Source organism: [Clostridium] fimetarium (genome assembly GCF_900111235.1).
In the GTDB taxonomy this organism is placed as follows: Bacteria; Bacillota; Clostridia; order Lachnospirales; family Lachnospiraceae; genus Clostridium_N; species Clostridium_N fimetarium.
Genome location: NZ_FOJI01000012.1, coordinates 143,186 through 159,962, shown reverse-complemented (window position 1 = coordinate 159,962; position 16,777 = coordinate 143,186). Strand labels below are relative to the sequence as shown.

The window sequence follows — 16,777 nt, the reverse complement described above, 5'->3', positions numbered from 1 at the left end:
ACAAATCTATTGATTTGCATTACCGTTCGTTTATTTTGAAATTCTTTTATAGAATTTTCAAGGTTGTTTTACTATTTAGTTATCAATGTTCAATTGGCTTTCGCCTCGCTGTTTATAAGGTTTTTCTTACGACAGCTTTAATAGAATATCATTAAAATGCTTTTTTGTCAATATGTTTTTTTACTTTTCTATCTAACATTTTAAATCATCTATATATAGTACAAATAATTTCATCGACCACTTCATCAATTATGAAAGTCAATCGATTTTAGCACAAAATATCTTATTACATAAATATATTACTATTATGTAGAATTTTGCTAACGGAGAAGGAGGGATTTGAACCCTCGCGCCGTGTTACCGACCTGCACCCTTTCCAGGGGTGTCCCTTCAACCTCTTGGGTACTTCTCCAAATACAGTTGCTCTAAAATCTAAATCTATATGATTAGGAAATTATTATTCGATATATTTAACTTTTAAAATAAAAATGTGATATTCATTCTTACATACAATTTTATGTTTATAAACTGAATATCCGCAAAATGGTGTTGAAACAAGAATAAGTATTATCCTTTCGCTTTTATTATTATACTAATCAAAGTTAATTCTAAAAGAAAAAGTATGTTACCCTTCATTAGGAAAACAAAACCACTTATCTCTAAGTGGTTTTGAGCGGAGAGGATGGGATTCGAACCCATGCGCCCGTGAAGACAAACAGTTTTCAAGACTGCCCCGTTATGACCGCTTCGGTACCTCTCCATATATTACGTTGTCGTGTTGTTTAAGCGACTTCGTTAGTATAGCATCATTTATTTTTAGTGTCAACAGGATTTTACCTTTTTTTATGACTATTTAAAACTAAAAAAGGGCCCGATAATTATCAGGCCTATTTTCTAGTTTACACACTATTTTATTATTCATAAAAGTAATCACTAATATGCATTGACATCTGTAATTACTGGAATAACCTAATTTAAATTACTAAAAGGTTTTATTATAATTATTAACATATATAAAATATTATAATATAATATAAATATTTCATTAACAAATTATATCATTTTACTAACCAACTAGTCAACACTTATTTTATTCTTGGTACGGGGATATCAATTTCTAATCATTTTTTTCTTAAAGTACAATTTTACAATTTCAATATCGCCTTGAGTTGTTACTTTAATATTGTCATAACTGCCTTCAACCATTTTTACTTTAACATCAGAATAATGTTCCACTACCATCGCATCATCCGTAATTCCTTCTATCGTTACTAAATGCATTAAATTATCATATGCATTTTTTATAACTTCAAAAGAAAATACTTGTGGGGTTTGTATTTGCCACAATGTATTTCGATCTGGAGTTGATATTGCATATCCACTTTCATCTACTATCTTGATTGTATCTTTTACCGGCACTGCTGCAACACATGCACATGTTCGTTTTACAGTTTCCAAACATCTTTCTAATATATCTGTTGTTACACATGGCCTTGCTCCATCATGAATAAATATATTTATATCTTGCATTATTATTTGGTTGTCTTTATCAGTAGCGATTGCTTGTAGTCCATTATAAACAGAATTATAGCGTTCCTTACCGCCTACCACTATCTTGCTTATCTTTTTAAAGTCATATTTGTCTACAATATTAGTTTTGCAATATTGTAAATCTTTCTCACTTACAACTAAAATAATTTCATCAATAAAGCTTTCCTCAAATGTTTTTAATGCATAATACAAAATAGGTTTATCACACACTTTCATATATTGCTTTGGAACATCGCTATTCATTCTACTACCGCTACCACCTGCCAAAACTATTGCAATATTTCTATTCTCTTGCACTTTCGCCATATTATTTTCACCCTCATTATTGGTTAAGTTAAATATTTAGTTTAACATTCTATACTCTTTGTCCTAATTTCAAATTTGGAATAGCATTAAGATCTAGGCCATGTCTTATTCCATTCATATACTCGTAATAAGCAGCAACACCTATCATTGCTGCATTATCAGTACAAAAGATTGGTGATGGTGAAAATAACTGAATTCCATTCAATTCACACTGTTCTTTGATTGTTTTTCTTAAAGCAGAATTTGATGCAACGCCACCAGCAATTGCCAATTTACCAATGCCAAATTCTTTTGTTGCAGAAATCGCTCTTGAAACCAAAGCATCTATCACTGCATTTTGAAATGACGCTACTAAATCCGCTTTATCTATCACTATGTTTTTCATTTCACATGTATTAATGTAGTTAAGTACAGATGACTTAATTCCACTAAATGAGAAGTCATACGGTGAACCATCTACTTGTGCTCGTGGAAATTCTATTGCATGTGGATTCCCTTCTTTCGCCAGCTTATCGATTTTAGGACCACCTGGATAACCAAGTCCAACCGCACGTGCTACTTTGTCAAATGCTTCCCCTGCCGCATCATCCCTAGTTCTTCCTATAATTTCATATTCACCATATTCTTTGACTAATACCAAATGTGTATGGCCACCCGAAACTACTAACGCCATAAATGGTGGCTCCAGATCAGGATTTTCTATATAGTTTGCTGAAATATGTCCTTCTATATGGTGTACTCCGACTAATGGAATATCCTTTGCAAAGGAAATTGCTTTCGCTTCTGCAACTCCAACCAAAAGCGCCCCAACGAGACCTGGTCCATAAGTAACGCCAATCGACGTAATATCATCAAGTGTTAATTTTGCTTCACTAAGTGCCATCTCTATCACTTGATTAATCTGCTCCATATGCTTTCTTGATGCAATTTCAGGAACAACTCCACCATATAAAGTATGTAAAGCTATTTGAGACGATATTATATTTGATAAAACGGTACGTCCATTTTTAATAACTGCTGCAGCTGTCTCATCACAAGAAGTTTCAATCGCTAGTATTACGACGTCTTTATCTGTTAAATTTGCATTCTGCACATTACATTTACTCTTCGAATAAGTATCTGTTGTATTAATTAATATTGCATCAGTGTTCTTGATGTGTTGATTATCAGGCTCATTACTTTGATTGATTTGATTCTGTATTCCCATTTTTTCTACCTTTTTAATCATAATTTTTCGTTTCTGGAGTGTCAATCTCCCAAAATAGAATTTTCTAAATTGTACTAGTTCCTATTAATCTTCTTCAAAATCCAGTTCTACTGATTTTCCATCTTTTCCTGGATAAGCATTTTCAAATATAGATGTAACACTTCCCATAAATTCCAACGGGCGAACCAAAGATGGGCTATAATGTGTAAGCCACAGCTCTACTACTTTAGCATCCTTAGCAACATTTGCTGCCTCAACAAAGGTCATATGTTTATACTCTATTGCCTTATCATCTTTACCTTTTTCTCCATACATTCCTTCGCATATGAGAAGATCTGAATTAGCCGCATTTTCAACAAGAGACTTAGTTGGTCTCGTATCTGTACAGTATGTGACTTTCAATCCTTTTCGCTCTGATCCCATAACCATATCTGGTGTATATGTTTTTCCATCCATTAGAACTGTTTTTCCATGCTGAAGCTTATTCCAAGCTGACTTTGGTATATCTTTTTTCAATGCACTCTCTATGTTAAATTTTCCTTTTCTCAAAATACTAATTGAGTATCCATAGCATGCTACTGCGTGGTTTACTTTAAATGCATCTATAATATAACCATTTATATCAATACGCTCTTGCTGTGCTGACAATTCGATGAAATTCAATTGAAATGGGAGTTCTGGCGCAATAACTCTAAGGGCAGAAACAACTCTTTCAAGTCCTTTCGGTCCGATTAATGTAATTGGTTCCCTTCGCTCAGCATTTCCTATTGTAAGAAGTAATCCTGGTAATCCACTTATATGATCTGCATGATAATGCGTAAAGCAAATTATATCAATTGGCTTAAACGTTATTCCTTTTTCTTTAATTGCTATCTGAGTTCCCTCTCCACAATCTACCAAAAGGTTACTGCCATTATATCTTGTCATCATTGCCGTAAGCCATCTTCCTGGCAATGGCATCATTCCGCTTGTGCCAAGCAAACAAATGTCTAACATATTTGTCCTCATTTCTGCGCATATTTTATTGACTCGCTCTGCGAGACCATGCGCATATCTAGTTTGTACATGCGCTGCGCAGACGCAAACTTGTGTGTGAATGATGTAATTATTCACACTTATCTCTATTTCATTAACAGTATACTATCCTTGGACATTATTATCGCATCTTCAGCTGGTCTCTCATAAAAGTTCTTACGAATGCCTATTTTTTTATATCCCAAACTTAAATATAGATTTTGCGCGATCACATTACTTAGTCGAACTTCTAGAAAATATTTGCTCACAGCTTTTTCGCGGCCTCTATTTTCAAGCTCCTTCAACAAAGCTCTTCCATATCCTTTGCCTCTATGTGTGTTTGTTACAGCAATGTTGGTTATATTTCCTTCTCCAAGTACTGTCCATAATCCACAATATCCAATTACCTTATCATTTTCTATGCATACAAGATAAATATTATTATCATTCTCACTGGCTTCTATAAATGAATTAGCCGACCATGGGATTGAATATATACTTTTTTCAATTTCTGTAACTTGTACGATATCTTTTTTCTCCATTGGCCTAATTATATAATTCATTACACATGCCTTTTCTGAAAATTTTTTTTAAATTTTACTACTATTATCCGCAAGGTTCATTTTTTTGACCAATTCGCGTTCTGCTTGTGTTGGTCTCAAATATTCTGGCAAAAGTTCTCTTGCATTCACTGACTTTCCTTCATCATACAATTCCTTGCCAAGCACCGCCACACTAGCTGCGCGCTGGCTACTCATATGTGCTGGGGCAAATGAATATTTTGCTTTCATATTGCTTTCAATAATCAACCTGTTGACAGGTACCCCGTCACCAATAAATACAACTTCTTTATTTAATTCATTCAATTTGTCAATCAACTCTTCTATAGAAAGGATACATTGATTTAATAAGATATGGATTTTATCTCCTGCTTTATCTGACCATGTATAAATTCCAGTATATACATGCGATCTCTTCGCATCCATTATTGGACATATTATCTTCCCATATCCATATAAGTTGTAGGCCATCGCCTCTAACGTTGGAACTGAAACAACTGGAATATCTAACGCAAGTCCAAGTCCTTTCCCCGTTGCACAGCCTATTCTTAGACCTGTAAATGAACCAGGTCCATTCGATACTGCAATCAAATCAAGACTATTCATTTCTGTTTCTGTCATTTTACATATTTCAGCAATCATAGGTAAAAGTGTCTGTGAATGCGTCTTTTTATGGTTAATTGTATATTCTGCCGTTAACAAATCATCCATTACGATAGCAACTGATGCTGTAATCGACGAACTTTCAATTGCAAGTACTTTCATGGTGCCCCTTCTTTCTCTGAGACTTTAGAAACATTATTTTTTTATCAGTATTATTTTTTTGAAATTTTTTTTTTTTGCTTTTATCTATTTCCCTAATTACGATTTGATTCTCAAAAGTCATTCATAAAACAACCCGTGAATATTGGTTTCTAATGATTCATTTTGCGAAGACCGGCTGAAAGTAGCGCCTATCTTTTGTCAAGACTCAGATGAAAATCGAACAGCGTGAGACTTTTCATCATCTATGAGGCTTGTAAAAAAGATGCTACTTGAAGGAAAGGCGAGACAAAATGAATCATTAGAAACCAATATTCACTCGCCACCTTCCGTCATGGCTTTCAACAATCAAATCCATTATCGACCGTGATTTTTCTAAAGTCGAACCCTTTTTTTAGATTTTTCTCTAACGTAACATTGATTGTCTCTTTTGGCATTAATTCTTGAATTAAATTACCCCACTCGACAAGGCAAACCCCATCACCAAAGAAGTATTCCTCATATCCTATTTCATCCATCTCGCTGACATCGCCAATACGATATACGTCGAAATGGTAAAATGGTATTCTTCCATCGTGATATTCTTGAACAATTGTAAATGTTGGGCTGCAAATTGGTTCTTCTATCCCAAGCCCTTTTGCAAACCCTTGAGTAAATACCGTCTTCCCAACGCCTAAGTCACCCAAAAGGCATGTTATCTGACCCGCTTGCGCTTTGGAACCCATTTCAAATCCCAAGTCAAATGTTTCTTTTGAATTATGCGTTTCTATTACCATATCTAATCTCCATTCTTTGTTCAAATTTCTGGCAATTATACTATCTTGAAAATTTAGCCAATTTGCTTAAATCTAGTTGTCCACTATTTTTATTGTTTGTATTTTCTTTGTTTGTGTTATCTTTCTTTGTGTTATCTTTGTTTGTGTTATTTTGATAATGATTTTCTTTGTTCACATTGTTGCTATTGTTTTCAAAATTTCCTTTATTCGAATTACTATTATTGCCATAATTTCTGCTATTGTTATTATTGTTTCTATTATTATTGCTTTTGTTATTATTTCTTTCTTCTTTGGCTTTTGCGTTAGCTTGAGCTGCTGCATCTTCTTTTTTGCTATCATACTCATCAAGAATCATTGATAATTGAATACGTTTTTTTGCAGCATCAACTTCCATAACTCTTACCTCTACAATATCACCAACACTCACAATATCAAGTGGGTGATTTACAAATCCACGGCAAAGCTGTGAGATATGAACTAATCCATCCTGATGAACCCCAATATCAACAAATACTCCAAAATCGATTACATTTCTAACAGTACCTTTCAGTACCATTCCTGATGCTAAATCTTTCATATCAAGAACATCTTTTCTCAAAAGTGGTTTAGGCATCTCATCTCTAGGGTCACGGCCTGGTTTTTCTAATTCTTTTGCAATATCTTCAAGTGTGATCGAACCAACGCCAATCTCTTCTGACATTTTCTTAATATCTTGAACTTTACCAAAAAGTCCAAGAAGTTCTCCTGAACTAATTGAATTTATGTCATAGCCTAGAATTTCGAGAAGCTTTGTAGCTGCGTCATAACTTTCTGGATGAACACTTGTTGAATCTAATGGATTATTACCATTTTGGATTCTCATAAACCCAGCACATTGTTCAAATGCCTTTGGTCCAAGCTTAGCAACCTTCAAAAGTTGCTTTCTATTCGTGAAACGACCATTTGTTTCTCTATAGTCAACAATATTCTTAGCGATTACTTTCGATATGCCTGAAATATATTCAAAGAGTGAAGCTGATGCTGTGTTTAAATCAACACCTACCTTGTTAACACTATCCTCAACAACACCGGTAAGTGCTTCCGTTAACTTCTTTTGATTCATATCATGCTGATATTGACCAACTCCTATTGACTTTGGCTCAATCTTAACAAGTTCTGCAAGTGGATCTTGTAATCTTCTTGCAATCGAAACAGCACTTCTTTGCGCTACATCAAAATTAGGGAATTCTTCTGTTGCAAGCTTACTTGCTGAATATACGGATGCTCCTGCTTCATTTACAATTACATATTCTACATTTTCATCCATTTCTTTCAACATATCTACGATAATCATCTCTGATTCTCTCGATGCAGTTCCATTGCCTACAGAGATTAATGAAACATTATATTTTTTAATTAAGGATTTCACTGCGTCTTTTGATTCTTCTACCTTGTTGTGTGGTTGCGTTGGAAAAATAACCTTCGTATCAAGCACTTTTCCTGTTTGATCTACAACGGCTAATTTACATCCCGTCCTAAATGCAGGATCCCATCCAAGTACTACTCTGTCAGCAATTGGTGGCTGTAGAAGCAATTGTTCTAAATTCTTACCAAATAATTTGATAGCGCCTGTCTCAGCAGTTTCTGTCAAACCACTTCGAATCTCTCTTTCAATTGCTGGTCCGATAAGTCTTGAGAAACTATCTTCTATCGTTTCTGTTAATATTGAAGATGTATATTGGTTATTAGAAATAATTATCTTTTTACCTAAATACATTAGAATTTTTTCAACTGGGGCTTCGACTTTAACCGTTAATATCTTTTCTGATTCACCACGATTAATTGCAAGTGTTCTATGTCCTGCAACTTTAGGAAGTGCTTCACTAAACTTATAATACATCTCATATACGGATTCAACATTCTCATCCTTAGCAGTTGAATTGAGTATACCTTCTTTCATTGTAAGTTCTCTAATATAAATTCTATAATTTGGCTCGTCCGAAATGGTTTCTGCTATGATATCCTTAGCGCCCGCAATAGCATCTTCTACCGATTCAACGCCATTTTCTTCTGATATATATTGAATTGCAACGTTTTCAATTGGTTGTGTAGCTGATTGTTCCATAATAAAATCTGCTAATGGTTCCAAGCCTTTTTCCTTAGCAATTGTTGCTCTTGTTCTACGCTTTTGTTTGTATGGACGATATAAATCCTCCACTACTACCATTGTCTGAGCGGCGATTATCTGTGCTTTCAGTTCCTGCGTTAATTTACCTTGTTCTTCTATAGTCGCAATAACCTGAGCTTTTCTATCTTCCAGATTTCTCAAATATCTTAATCTATCATCTAGATTCCTTAAAACTTCGTCATTTAATGAGCCGGTGACTTCTTTACGATATCTTGAAATAAATGGAATTGTATTCCCCTCATCAATTAATTTGACAGCCGCGTCTATCTGCCATGCCTTTACGTCTAATTCTTGTGTCAATACTTTATTAATATCCATTTTAAATTTACTCTACCTTTTATTTTTATTAAATTTCATAAGTTAAAGTATAACAAAATTCAGTATGATTTGCAAATATAGTATAATATTTGTTTTGGTGAAACGTTTGCCTATACATAATATTTATGCTACAATATTTACATAAATTGTAAATTAAAATACTAGGAGGTTACTATGGATCACTATCAATACGACCCAGAATCAAAAAACGATAATAATAGTAATAATAGCAATAATAGTAATAACAATAACTACAATAATAATGAAAACACTCCAGAACGCAAGGATAAAATCGCTACTGCATCATTAGTTTGTGGTATTCTTGTAATTCCCGGTACTTTCACTTTATGGTTTGGCATAATTTTTGGTATTTCTGCTATTGCTCTTGCAATCATCTCAAGACTTAACACGGGTAAGTTTAATGGTAGAGCTGCTGCTGGAATTACACTAGGTATTGTATTCGTTATTTTATCATTTATGATGTATTACTTTGCTTTGAAAATGCTTAGCAATCCAGACCTACTAGACTTTCTAAATAAATATATGGAATCAATGAAGTAGGTCTTGAAACGGACGAAAAAATAATACATGTGCTCTTGTTCGCTATTGCCTCTACAACCATACGCGATTGTCTGCATTCGGTTCGACACAAAAAGATGTGTCAACCGCCTGCAGACAATCGCGCATGGCAGTAACGGCAAATGCGTACAATTGAGCACATGTATTATTTTTTTCTGGAATTTTTCTTCGGGCATTTGCGTTTTACGCCAACCGTGAGGGGTGGGCGCCGGGTATTTAATTTCGGGATTGGATATCTCCACCTGTTTAATTAATTCCCTCCCTAATTCCATATCCGTATCCCCACAACGCCAAGTGCAGTTTCACCAAAGTAAACCTTCCAAAATACCGATCGCCAATCGCAGAAAAAACGCATGCCTGTCCTCAATTGTACGCATTTGCCGTTACAGTCATATGGGATTATCTACAGGCGGTTGACACATCTTTTTGTGTCGAACCGAATGCAGATAATCCCATATGACTGTAGAGGCAATAGCGAACAAGAGGACAGACATGCGTTTTTTCGTCCGTTCACCCATCGTCAATTTCACCTTTACTTCTGTGTAACAAACACCCCATAAATTGCATTAATAGCATCTTCAAAGTACTTGTTTCTTACACCAATGATGATATTTAATTCACTTGAACCTTGGTCTATCATTTTAATATTTATTTTGGCTTTTGCAAGTGCAGTAAAGATATTACCTGCTACACCTGAATTGTTTTTCATTGCACGACCAACAACCGCAATAAGTGCAAGGTCTGATTCCAACTCTATTGTATCTGGCGCAACTGCACGATGAATCTGTGCAAGCACTTTCTGTTCTTTCGCTACAAATTCATCCTGGTGAACAAATATTGTCATCGTGTCTATTCCAGATGGCATATGTTCAAAGGATATTCCATTTTCCTCAAATACCTGTAGTACCTTACGTCCAAATCCAATTTCTGCATTCATCATATCTTTTTCAATATTAATCGATACAAAGCCTTTTTTACCGGCAATTCCTGTAACAATATATAGTGGAGAATGACATGTACTTTCAACGATCATCGTTCCTGGATCTTTTGGAGCATTTGTATTTCTAATATTGATTGGAATTCCTTCTTTTCTTACTGGAAATATAGCGTCTTCATGAAGCACACCTGCACCCATATAAGAAAGTTCTCTAAGTTCTTTGTAAGTAATCGTATCGATAGCTGCTGGGTTTTTAACAATTCTTGGATCTGCGACAAGAAATCCTGATACATCAGTCCAATTCTCATATACATCAGCCTTGACAGCTTTTGCAACAATAGATCCAGTTACATCTGAACCACCTCTTGAAAATGTTTTTATGATTCCTTGTGGCATTGACCCGTAAAATCCTGGAATTACTGCCTTTTCAATACTTGATAATTTTTCTGAAAGAACTCTATTCGTATTTTCAGCATCAAAATTACCTTCTTCAAAAAAGAAGATTCCTTCTGCTGCATCAAAAAATTCATATCCAAGATAATTTGCCATAATGATGCCGTTCAGATACTCACCTCGTGATGCTGCATAATCTTTTCCAGCTTTTGCGTTAAACTGATTTTTAATAGTCTCAAATTCACTCTCTAGAGATAAATCGAGATTAAGACCATTGATGATTTCATCGTATCTTTCTTTGATATCATTTAATTGCTTATCAAAGTTCTTTCCATTTTCTGCTTGTTCATAACATAAATAAAGCATATCTGTCACTTTAGTGTCATCGGGAAATCTCTTTCCGGGTGCCGATGGGACTACATATCTCCTGCTTTCATCCGCATGTATAATATCCGCAACCTTTTTAAATTGTTCTGCACTTGCAAGTGAACTACCACCAAACTTAACTACTTTCATCATATAAAATCCTCTTTTTCAAGTATTATATAGTTACCTATTAAATTATTTATCTTATTCTAATATATTATTTTTTAAATAAATGGTTAATTACAGTATGACCATCTGCAATGTAATTTCCACTCTCTTCCGCTTCTTTTTCGTTATAATTCCATGTTTGATTTTTTTTATCTGTGCTGTCATATAGCATATATGGAACTGGATCTGATGTATGTGTTCTGATTCCAATTGGTGTTGGATGATCTGGAAGCACGATCATTCTAAAGTCTTCCCCTTTTGCTTCAAATGCTTCAATCACTCTCTTTATGACGCGCTCATCAAGATATTCAATTGCTTTCACTTTACGTTCTACACTGCCTTGATGTCCCATTTCATCTGGAGCTTCTATATGAATATATGCAAAATCGTATCCATCTTCTAACAATACTTTTACAGCTGCATCCGCCTTGCCTTCATAATTCGTATTTAATCCACCATTTGCGCCATCTACTTCAACAACTTTCATATCTGCGCCTATTGCAATCCCTTTAAGTAAATCAACAGCTGAAATCATTGCACCTTTTTTACCAGTCTTGCCTTCAAATGATGAAAGCATTGGTCTAGTCCCTGCTCCCCAGAACCATAATGAATTAGCTGGATTGAGGCCATCTTTAACTCTTTGTTGGTTGATTGGGTGTTTAGACAAGATATCATAACTCTTTTTCATCATCTCTCTTAGCACTACATCTTTTGGCAAATATTGTCCAATAGCCTGCCCTAATACGTCATGTGGTGCAGTCAGATCAACGACTTCACCTTTATCCCATATTGTAAGATGTCTATAGCTTGTGCCTACATAAAATTTATATACATCTGTCTCAAGTTCTTTCTTCACTGCTTCGAGTAATATTGCAGCATCTTCTGTAGATATTTCACTTGAACTATGGTCTATAATTGTTTTTTCTTCATATGGCAAGTCGTCAATTGAAACTGTCACTATGTTACATCTAAGAGCTACATCTGTAGCTTTCATGTCTACACCAATGCTTAATGCTTCTAGTGGTGAGCGGCCGGTATAATACCGCTTTGGATCATAACCCAATACTGAAAGATTTGCTGTATCACTACCTGGAGTCATACCTTCTGGTATTGTGTGCACCAAGCCTATTTCTGACATTTTTGAATACTTATCCATTGTTGGTGTTTTCGCATATTCAAGTGGTGTTTTATTTCCAAGTTCTTCAATATCTTTATCTGCCATACCATCACCAAGAACTACTAAATACTTCATTTAAAACTCCTATCAGCCTGCTTTAGCAGGCACTTTAATCAAGATTGCGAAAAATATGTCTTTCATTTTTCACAGTAACTCCTATCAGCCTGCTTTAGCAAGCAGTTTAATCAAAATTAGTTTTTCAAGATTATCTATTTTTCAATACGTATACGATTAATGATTCCGACAATTTTTTTAGAACCTTGTTCATATGCCTTTTCACTGATTTCTTCAGTTACTACTGCAAATTCATCTGTTATTCCATCTACCAAAATTACTTCGACATCTCCAAATGCGGCTTTCACTTCTGCAAGTTTATCGCTTACTGTTCCTTCAACTCTTATAAAGAATTTCTTCTTTGAATTTGAAATATCGCCAAGCTCTCTCTTATTCGTACTCCATAATGACATTATATTTGTTCCCAGATGTTTTGCACAGTCAACGACATCTGTTACTACCGCACTTGCAGTTGGAAGTTTACCTGCTCCTGCTCCAAAAAACATTACGTCTCCGATAACATTACCATTGATATATATCCCGTTCAAAACATCATTCACACTGTATAATGGATGTGATTCACTAATCATAAAAGGAGCTACCATTGCGTAAACGACATCATCTATCATTTTGCTTGAAGCAAGCAGTTTAATTGCGCAGTTCATCTTTTCAGCATATTTAAAGTCTCTATCTGTAATATTTGTGATACCTTCTGTATATATGTCCTCGTAATCTACTTGTGAGCCAAATGCAAGTGATGTTAATATTGCGATTTTTCTGCAAGAATCAAAGCCTTTAATATCAGCATCTGGATTTCGTTCTGCATATCCTTTTTCTTGCGCTTCCTTAAGTACTGCATCAAATTCAAGTCCTTCTCTGGCCATTTTTGTCAATATATAATTCGTTGTACCATTTAAAATACCTGTAATCTGTGTGATTTCATCAGCCGTAAGTGATTGATTAAGTGGTCTAATAATTGGAATTCCACCACCCACGCTTGCTTCAAACAAGAAATTAAGCTTCTTTTCTTTTGCCATTGCAAGAAGCTGTGCCCCATGTTTCGCGACTAATTCCTTATTAGAGGTTACAACGCTCTTGCCGTTTTCAAGTGCTTTCTTTACAAATGTAAATGCAGGTTCAACGCCACCCATTACTTCAACAACTATTTTAATTTCTGGATCATTCATGATAATATCAACATCATGAACGATTAATTTTTCTACTGATTCTCCAGGAAAATCTTTTAAATCAAGAACATATTTGATCTCTATATTCTTTCCTGCCCTTTTATTAATTGAAGCTCCATTGGTTTCTAAGACTTCAACAACTCCTGATCCCACTGTTCCATAACCTAATATTGCTATTTTTACCATAGTCTGTATCCCGCTTTCTATTTTCTAATTTTACTATTCTTTCGATAGTATCTTCAAATATCTTACGCCAAGCAACTGTTCTATCTCTTCTATCATTTTTGAAGAATCTCCAGTCGCCGGTAGAATATCTACACTGAGTGTTAATGATGCAACACCATTAATTGGTATCGTCTGATGGATTGTAAGTATATTGGCCTTAAATTCTGCGACCTTGCTTAGCACCCTTGATAACAAACCAGGTTCATCATCCATAGATAATACAAATGTGATTGTCTTACCCTTTACGTTATCTCTAAACGGGAAAATATCATCCTTATATTTATAAAATGAACTTCTACTAATTCCTACTTTTTCTGTTACTACTGCAACACTTAATCCGTTATTCTCGATTAAGCTATTCGCTTCTGCTACCTTCAACAATACTTCAGGAAGTGCTTTTTTCTTAACAACATAATATTTAATATCTTCTGCCATCTTTACATTCCTTATTTGTATTTTGTGGGAATACATTTGTGTTCCCCACGAAGAATTTTATCATAAAATCTGAGCCATTGCAACATATTATTTGTATTTATTTCCATACATTATAAACTATTAAAACACCTTTGCTTTTAGTTAACATGGTAGTTACAGAAATCAAAAATGACAAATAAGCATATGCCTATCTGTCATTTAATTTGAAATCATAATATCCAACTACTCATTTATCAAATTCTTAGGCGAAACTTTCTTGATTTTTACTGATACAAACCATGCAAATATTGCTGTACATAAAACAATAAATAAAGCTGGACCAAATAATAATACAAACGAATATTGTGTGACAAATCTTGTAATTCCCATGCCGCTAAGCAATAAACTGACCACACTATCATTCAATATAAGGCTCACTACGACTCCGATTGCTGCTCCAAACATTACGACTAAAATATATTTTATTGTGAACTGTCTCCTTAAACTTCCTGTTGTAAACCCAACTGATTTATATACACCCATATCACTTTGTTCTCTGCTGAAATTCTTTTGGCATATCATAAATGAAACGATTGCAGCAAATAGGAATGCGAGGAAATATGTGATTGCAGTAATTGAGTCGACCGCTGTAAGTATTGTATTATCGTCTTCTTGACCTTTTTTATATTCATCCGTTATTACTATTTTACTTTCTGCTATATACGAAGCATATTTTTCCTTAAGTTCACCGACTATTGATGATGCTAATTTTTTATCTGAAATCACATATTCTGTTTTACTATATTTAAAATCAGGATCCAGATGCTTAAAGCCACTTTCCAGCAAAGCGATTGAAATTCCAACATCAGATGTGTCCTGATATGTTCCTACTATAATATATTCATACTCAACATCATCGTATTTGAGTTTTACCTTGTCGCCAATCTTTTTACCAATATTTTTGCTGGTCATTTGTGTTATCATAACTTCGTTATCATACTTTGGTACTCTGCCTTTTAACGTAGGATTAGCGGTTTCCGTTTTGTCTAATACCCTGCATAAGATTTCATTAGAATCGATTGATAGATACCTTCCACCTATAGAAAATTCTTTTTCGATTCTCGTCTTTTCTTCTATATCTTTTTTTATCGAAGCAACTATCCCCTGACCCTCATTATTATACTTAACTGATATATCGCTACTATAGCCACCAAATATCACACTTAGATTATTTGACGTCGTAATCTGCTTTATTGAAGTAATTGACATCGTAAAGAATACTAAAAGAGCCATTATAAGTACTGTTGTTACGTATTTTGTCCAGTCGCCTGCGACTTGTTTTACTATAAGCTTTGCATTTATGCTTACCGGAATATTATTGATAACCGAAATATTCGCTCTTTCCGAAAAATATACCGGTCCTCGCCCGCTAGCAATTGCCTGCATAGGTGATATCGATATTACTTTTTTTGTCTTTACAATTACATATAATGCTATTATTAAGAGCAGCCCTGCAATTACAGATATTGTTTCTAATAACATCAAACCGTTTCCTGGGCACAAACCAGTAACTGGAATAAATATAGCATTTACATATTTAATTATTACGGTACTCACAAGTATTCCAGCAACTCCGCCCGTTACTCCCGCTAATAAATATTGTAGCATAATGGAGCACCGTATCTGTGTTGAGGTGAATCCTTGCGATTTCAAAATTCCAAATGAGACATAATCCATATCAATGCTGGTACTTACACTATGACCAATTATTATCAGAACGACAATATAGAGGAGAATTGCAACTGCACATAAAATACCGTTTATTATATTAATGAACAACGTCATGTAATTATTGGAAGCCTGCAGCGTCAAAGAATAAGTTCCCGCATCTATAATACCACTGGTTTCATTAAGTTCTTTGATTATCTGACTTTGCTGGTTTTTAAATTCCTTTTTAAGGCTAACATTTGCGACTGCATATTGAACTATTTTACCCTCGCTAGGATTATTATAAATAGATTCAAAATCTTCATCGCTAATTAGAAGTATTTTAGCACCGATCATACTTGAGCCAATAAAGGGATCTTCAAAAAATTTAGTTATTGTAAGCTTCATTTCTCCATCTGTAGTATTAATTGTAACTTTATCTCCTAGTTTACAATTCAGCAGGTTTTCCATTGCAATAGGAAGATATATTTCTCCCTTTTGAGGTTTTGTGGTTTTATCTTTAGATAAGCCGATACCATCCTGCGTGTACATTTCATAGGGATTTTCTGTTGGATTATATTTTGTAAATAATACAATACTTCCATATTTTTTCCCATTAACTTCAAATAGCGATGAATTTATCATTTTTTTCAGTGTTACACTATCAACTTTATCAGATGTTCTTATTTTTTGGAGCATCTCATCTGTCAGTTTGTCTTGCTTGATAAATGTAGTAATGTCGCTGATATTTGAATTTTTGCATGCTGTTATAACCCGTTTGTTTGAACCGATGCTTACGCTTATTATTGTCGATAAAGCCAGTGCAATTATGAAAACGAGTACAAATATGCTAATAAAATTGCCTTTTTTACTTTTTAGATTAGCCTTTATTATTGTATTCAATTCCAT

The 16,777-nt window shown here is 34.4% G+C and carries 13 protein-coding genes and 2 tRNA genes; 1 reads left to right on the top strand and 14 read right to left on the bottom strand.

Annotated elements, in window-relative coordinates; all coding sequences use genetic code 11:
- Window positions 1–324: 324 nt before the first annotated feature.
- The 9 genes from BMY18_RS15215 to BMY18_RS15175 all read right to left on the bottom strand — a co-directional run bounded on the left by BMY18_RS15215 (window position 325) and on the right by BMY18_RS15175 (window position 8,661).
- Window positions 325–412 (bottom strand) — tRNA-Ser (locus tag BMY18_RS15215).
- A 262-nt stretch (window positions 413–674) separates the two neighbouring features.
- Window positions 675–760, bottom strand: a tRNA-Ser gene (locus BMY18_RS15210).
- Window positions 761–1,110: 350 nt separating this feature from the next.
- The gene (ispD, locus tag BMY18_RS15205; RefSeq protein ID WP_092455558.1) at window positions 1,111–1,857 is read right to left on the bottom strand and encodes a 2-C-methyl-D-erythritol 4-phosphate cytidylyltransferase; all 747 of its coding nucleotides are present in this window, start codon (window positions 1,855–1,857) and stop codon (window positions 1,111–1,113) included.
- A gap of 49 nt (window positions 1,858–1,906) precedes the next feature.
- Window positions 1,907–3,064 carry a tRNA (adenosine(37)-N6)-threonylcarbamoyltransferase complex transferase subunit TsaD gene (tsaD, locus tag BMY18_RS15200; RefSeq protein WP_092455577.1) on the bottom strand — a complete coding sequence of 386 codons (1,158 nt, stop codon included), beginning with the start codon at window positions 3,062–3,064 and terminating at the stop codon, window positions 1,907–1,909.
- Between the two features lie 84 nt (window positions 3,065–3,148).
- Window positions 3,149–4,060, bottom strand: coding sequence for a ribonuclease Z (locus tag BMY18_RS15195; RefSeq protein ID WP_092455556.1), 912 nt, complete (start codon window positions 4,058–4,060; stop codon window positions 3,149–3,151).
- Between the two features lie 125 nt (window positions 4,061–4,185).
- Complete coding sequence (rimI, locus tag BMY18_RS15190) at window positions 4,186–4,641, bottom strand: ribosomal protein S18-alanine N-acetyltransferase (protein ID WP_092455554.1); 456 nt, start codon at window positions 4,639–4,641, stop codon at window positions 4,186–4,188.
- 27 nt (window positions 4,642–4,668) lie between these two features.
- Complete coding sequence (tsaB, locus tag BMY18_RS15185) at window positions 4,669–5,403, bottom strand: tRNA (adenosine(37)-N6)-threonylcarbamoyltransferase complex dimerization subunit type 1 TsaB (protein ID WP_092455552.1); 735 nt, start codon at window positions 5,401–5,403, stop codon at window positions 4,669–4,671.
- A 338-nt stretch (window positions 5,404–5,741) separates the two neighbouring features.
- Window positions 5,742–6,176, bottom strand: a complete 435-nt coding sequence (gene tsaE, locus BMY18_RS15180) for a tRNA (adenosine(37)-N6)-threonylcarbamoyltransferase complex ATPase subunit type 1 TsaE (protein ID WP_092455550.1) — start codon at window positions 6,174–6,176, stop codon at window positions 5,742–5,744.
- 40 nt (window positions 6,177–6,216) lie between these two features.
- On the bottom strand, window positions 6,217–8,661 hold the full coding sequence (locus tag BMY18_RS15175) for a Tex family protein (protein ID WP_092455548.1): 2,445 nt from the start codon (window positions 8,659–8,661) through the stop codon (window positions 6,217–6,219).
- A gap of 174 nt (window positions 8,662–8,835) precedes the next feature.
- Here BMY18_RS15175 and BMY18_RS15170 point away from each other — a divergent pair, with 174 nt between their 5' ends.
- Window positions 8,836–9,222, top strand: a complete 387-nt coding sequence (locus BMY18_RS15170; RefSeq protein WP_092455546.1) for a DUF4190 domain-containing protein — start codon at window positions 8,836–8,838, stop codon at window positions 9,220–9,222.
- 550 nt (window positions 9,223–9,772) lie between these two features.
- Here BMY18_RS15170 and BMY18_RS15165 read toward each other — a convergent pair.
- The 5 genes from BMY18_RS15165 to BMY18_RS15145 all read right to left on the bottom strand — a co-directional run bounded on the left by BMY18_RS15165 (window position 9,773) and on the right by BMY18_RS15145 (window position 16,777).
- Window positions 9,773–11,089, bottom strand: a complete 1,317-nt coding sequence (locus tag BMY18_RS15165) for an aspartate kinase (RefSeq protein WP_092455544.1) — start codon at window positions 11,087–11,089, stop codon at window positions 9,773–9,775.
- 64 nt (window positions 11,090–11,153) lie between these two features.
- Complete coding sequence (locus tag BMY18_RS15160) at window positions 11,154–12,356, bottom strand: cofactor-independent phosphoglycerate mutase (RefSeq protein WP_092455542.1); 1,203 nt, start codon at window positions 12,354–12,356, stop codon at window positions 11,154–11,156.
- A gap of 134 nt (window positions 12,357–12,490) precedes the next feature.
- Complete coding sequence (locus BMY18_RS15155; RefSeq protein WP_092455540.1) at window positions 12,491–13,708, bottom strand: homoserine dehydrogenase; 1,218 nt, start codon at window positions 13,706–13,708, stop codon at window positions 12,491–12,493.
- Window positions 13,709–13,741: 33 nt separating this feature from the next.
- Complete coding sequence (locus BMY18_RS15150; RefSeq protein ID WP_092455538.1) at window positions 13,742–14,182, bottom strand: ACT domain-containing protein; 441 nt, start codon at window positions 14,180–14,182, stop codon at window positions 13,742–13,744.
- A 222-nt stretch (window positions 14,183–14,404) separates the two neighbouring features.
- Window positions 14,405–16,777, bottom strand: coding sequence for an ABC transporter permease (locus BMY18_RS15145; RefSeq protein WP_092455536.1), 2,373 nt, complete (start codon window positions 16,775–16,777; stop codon window positions 14,405–14,407).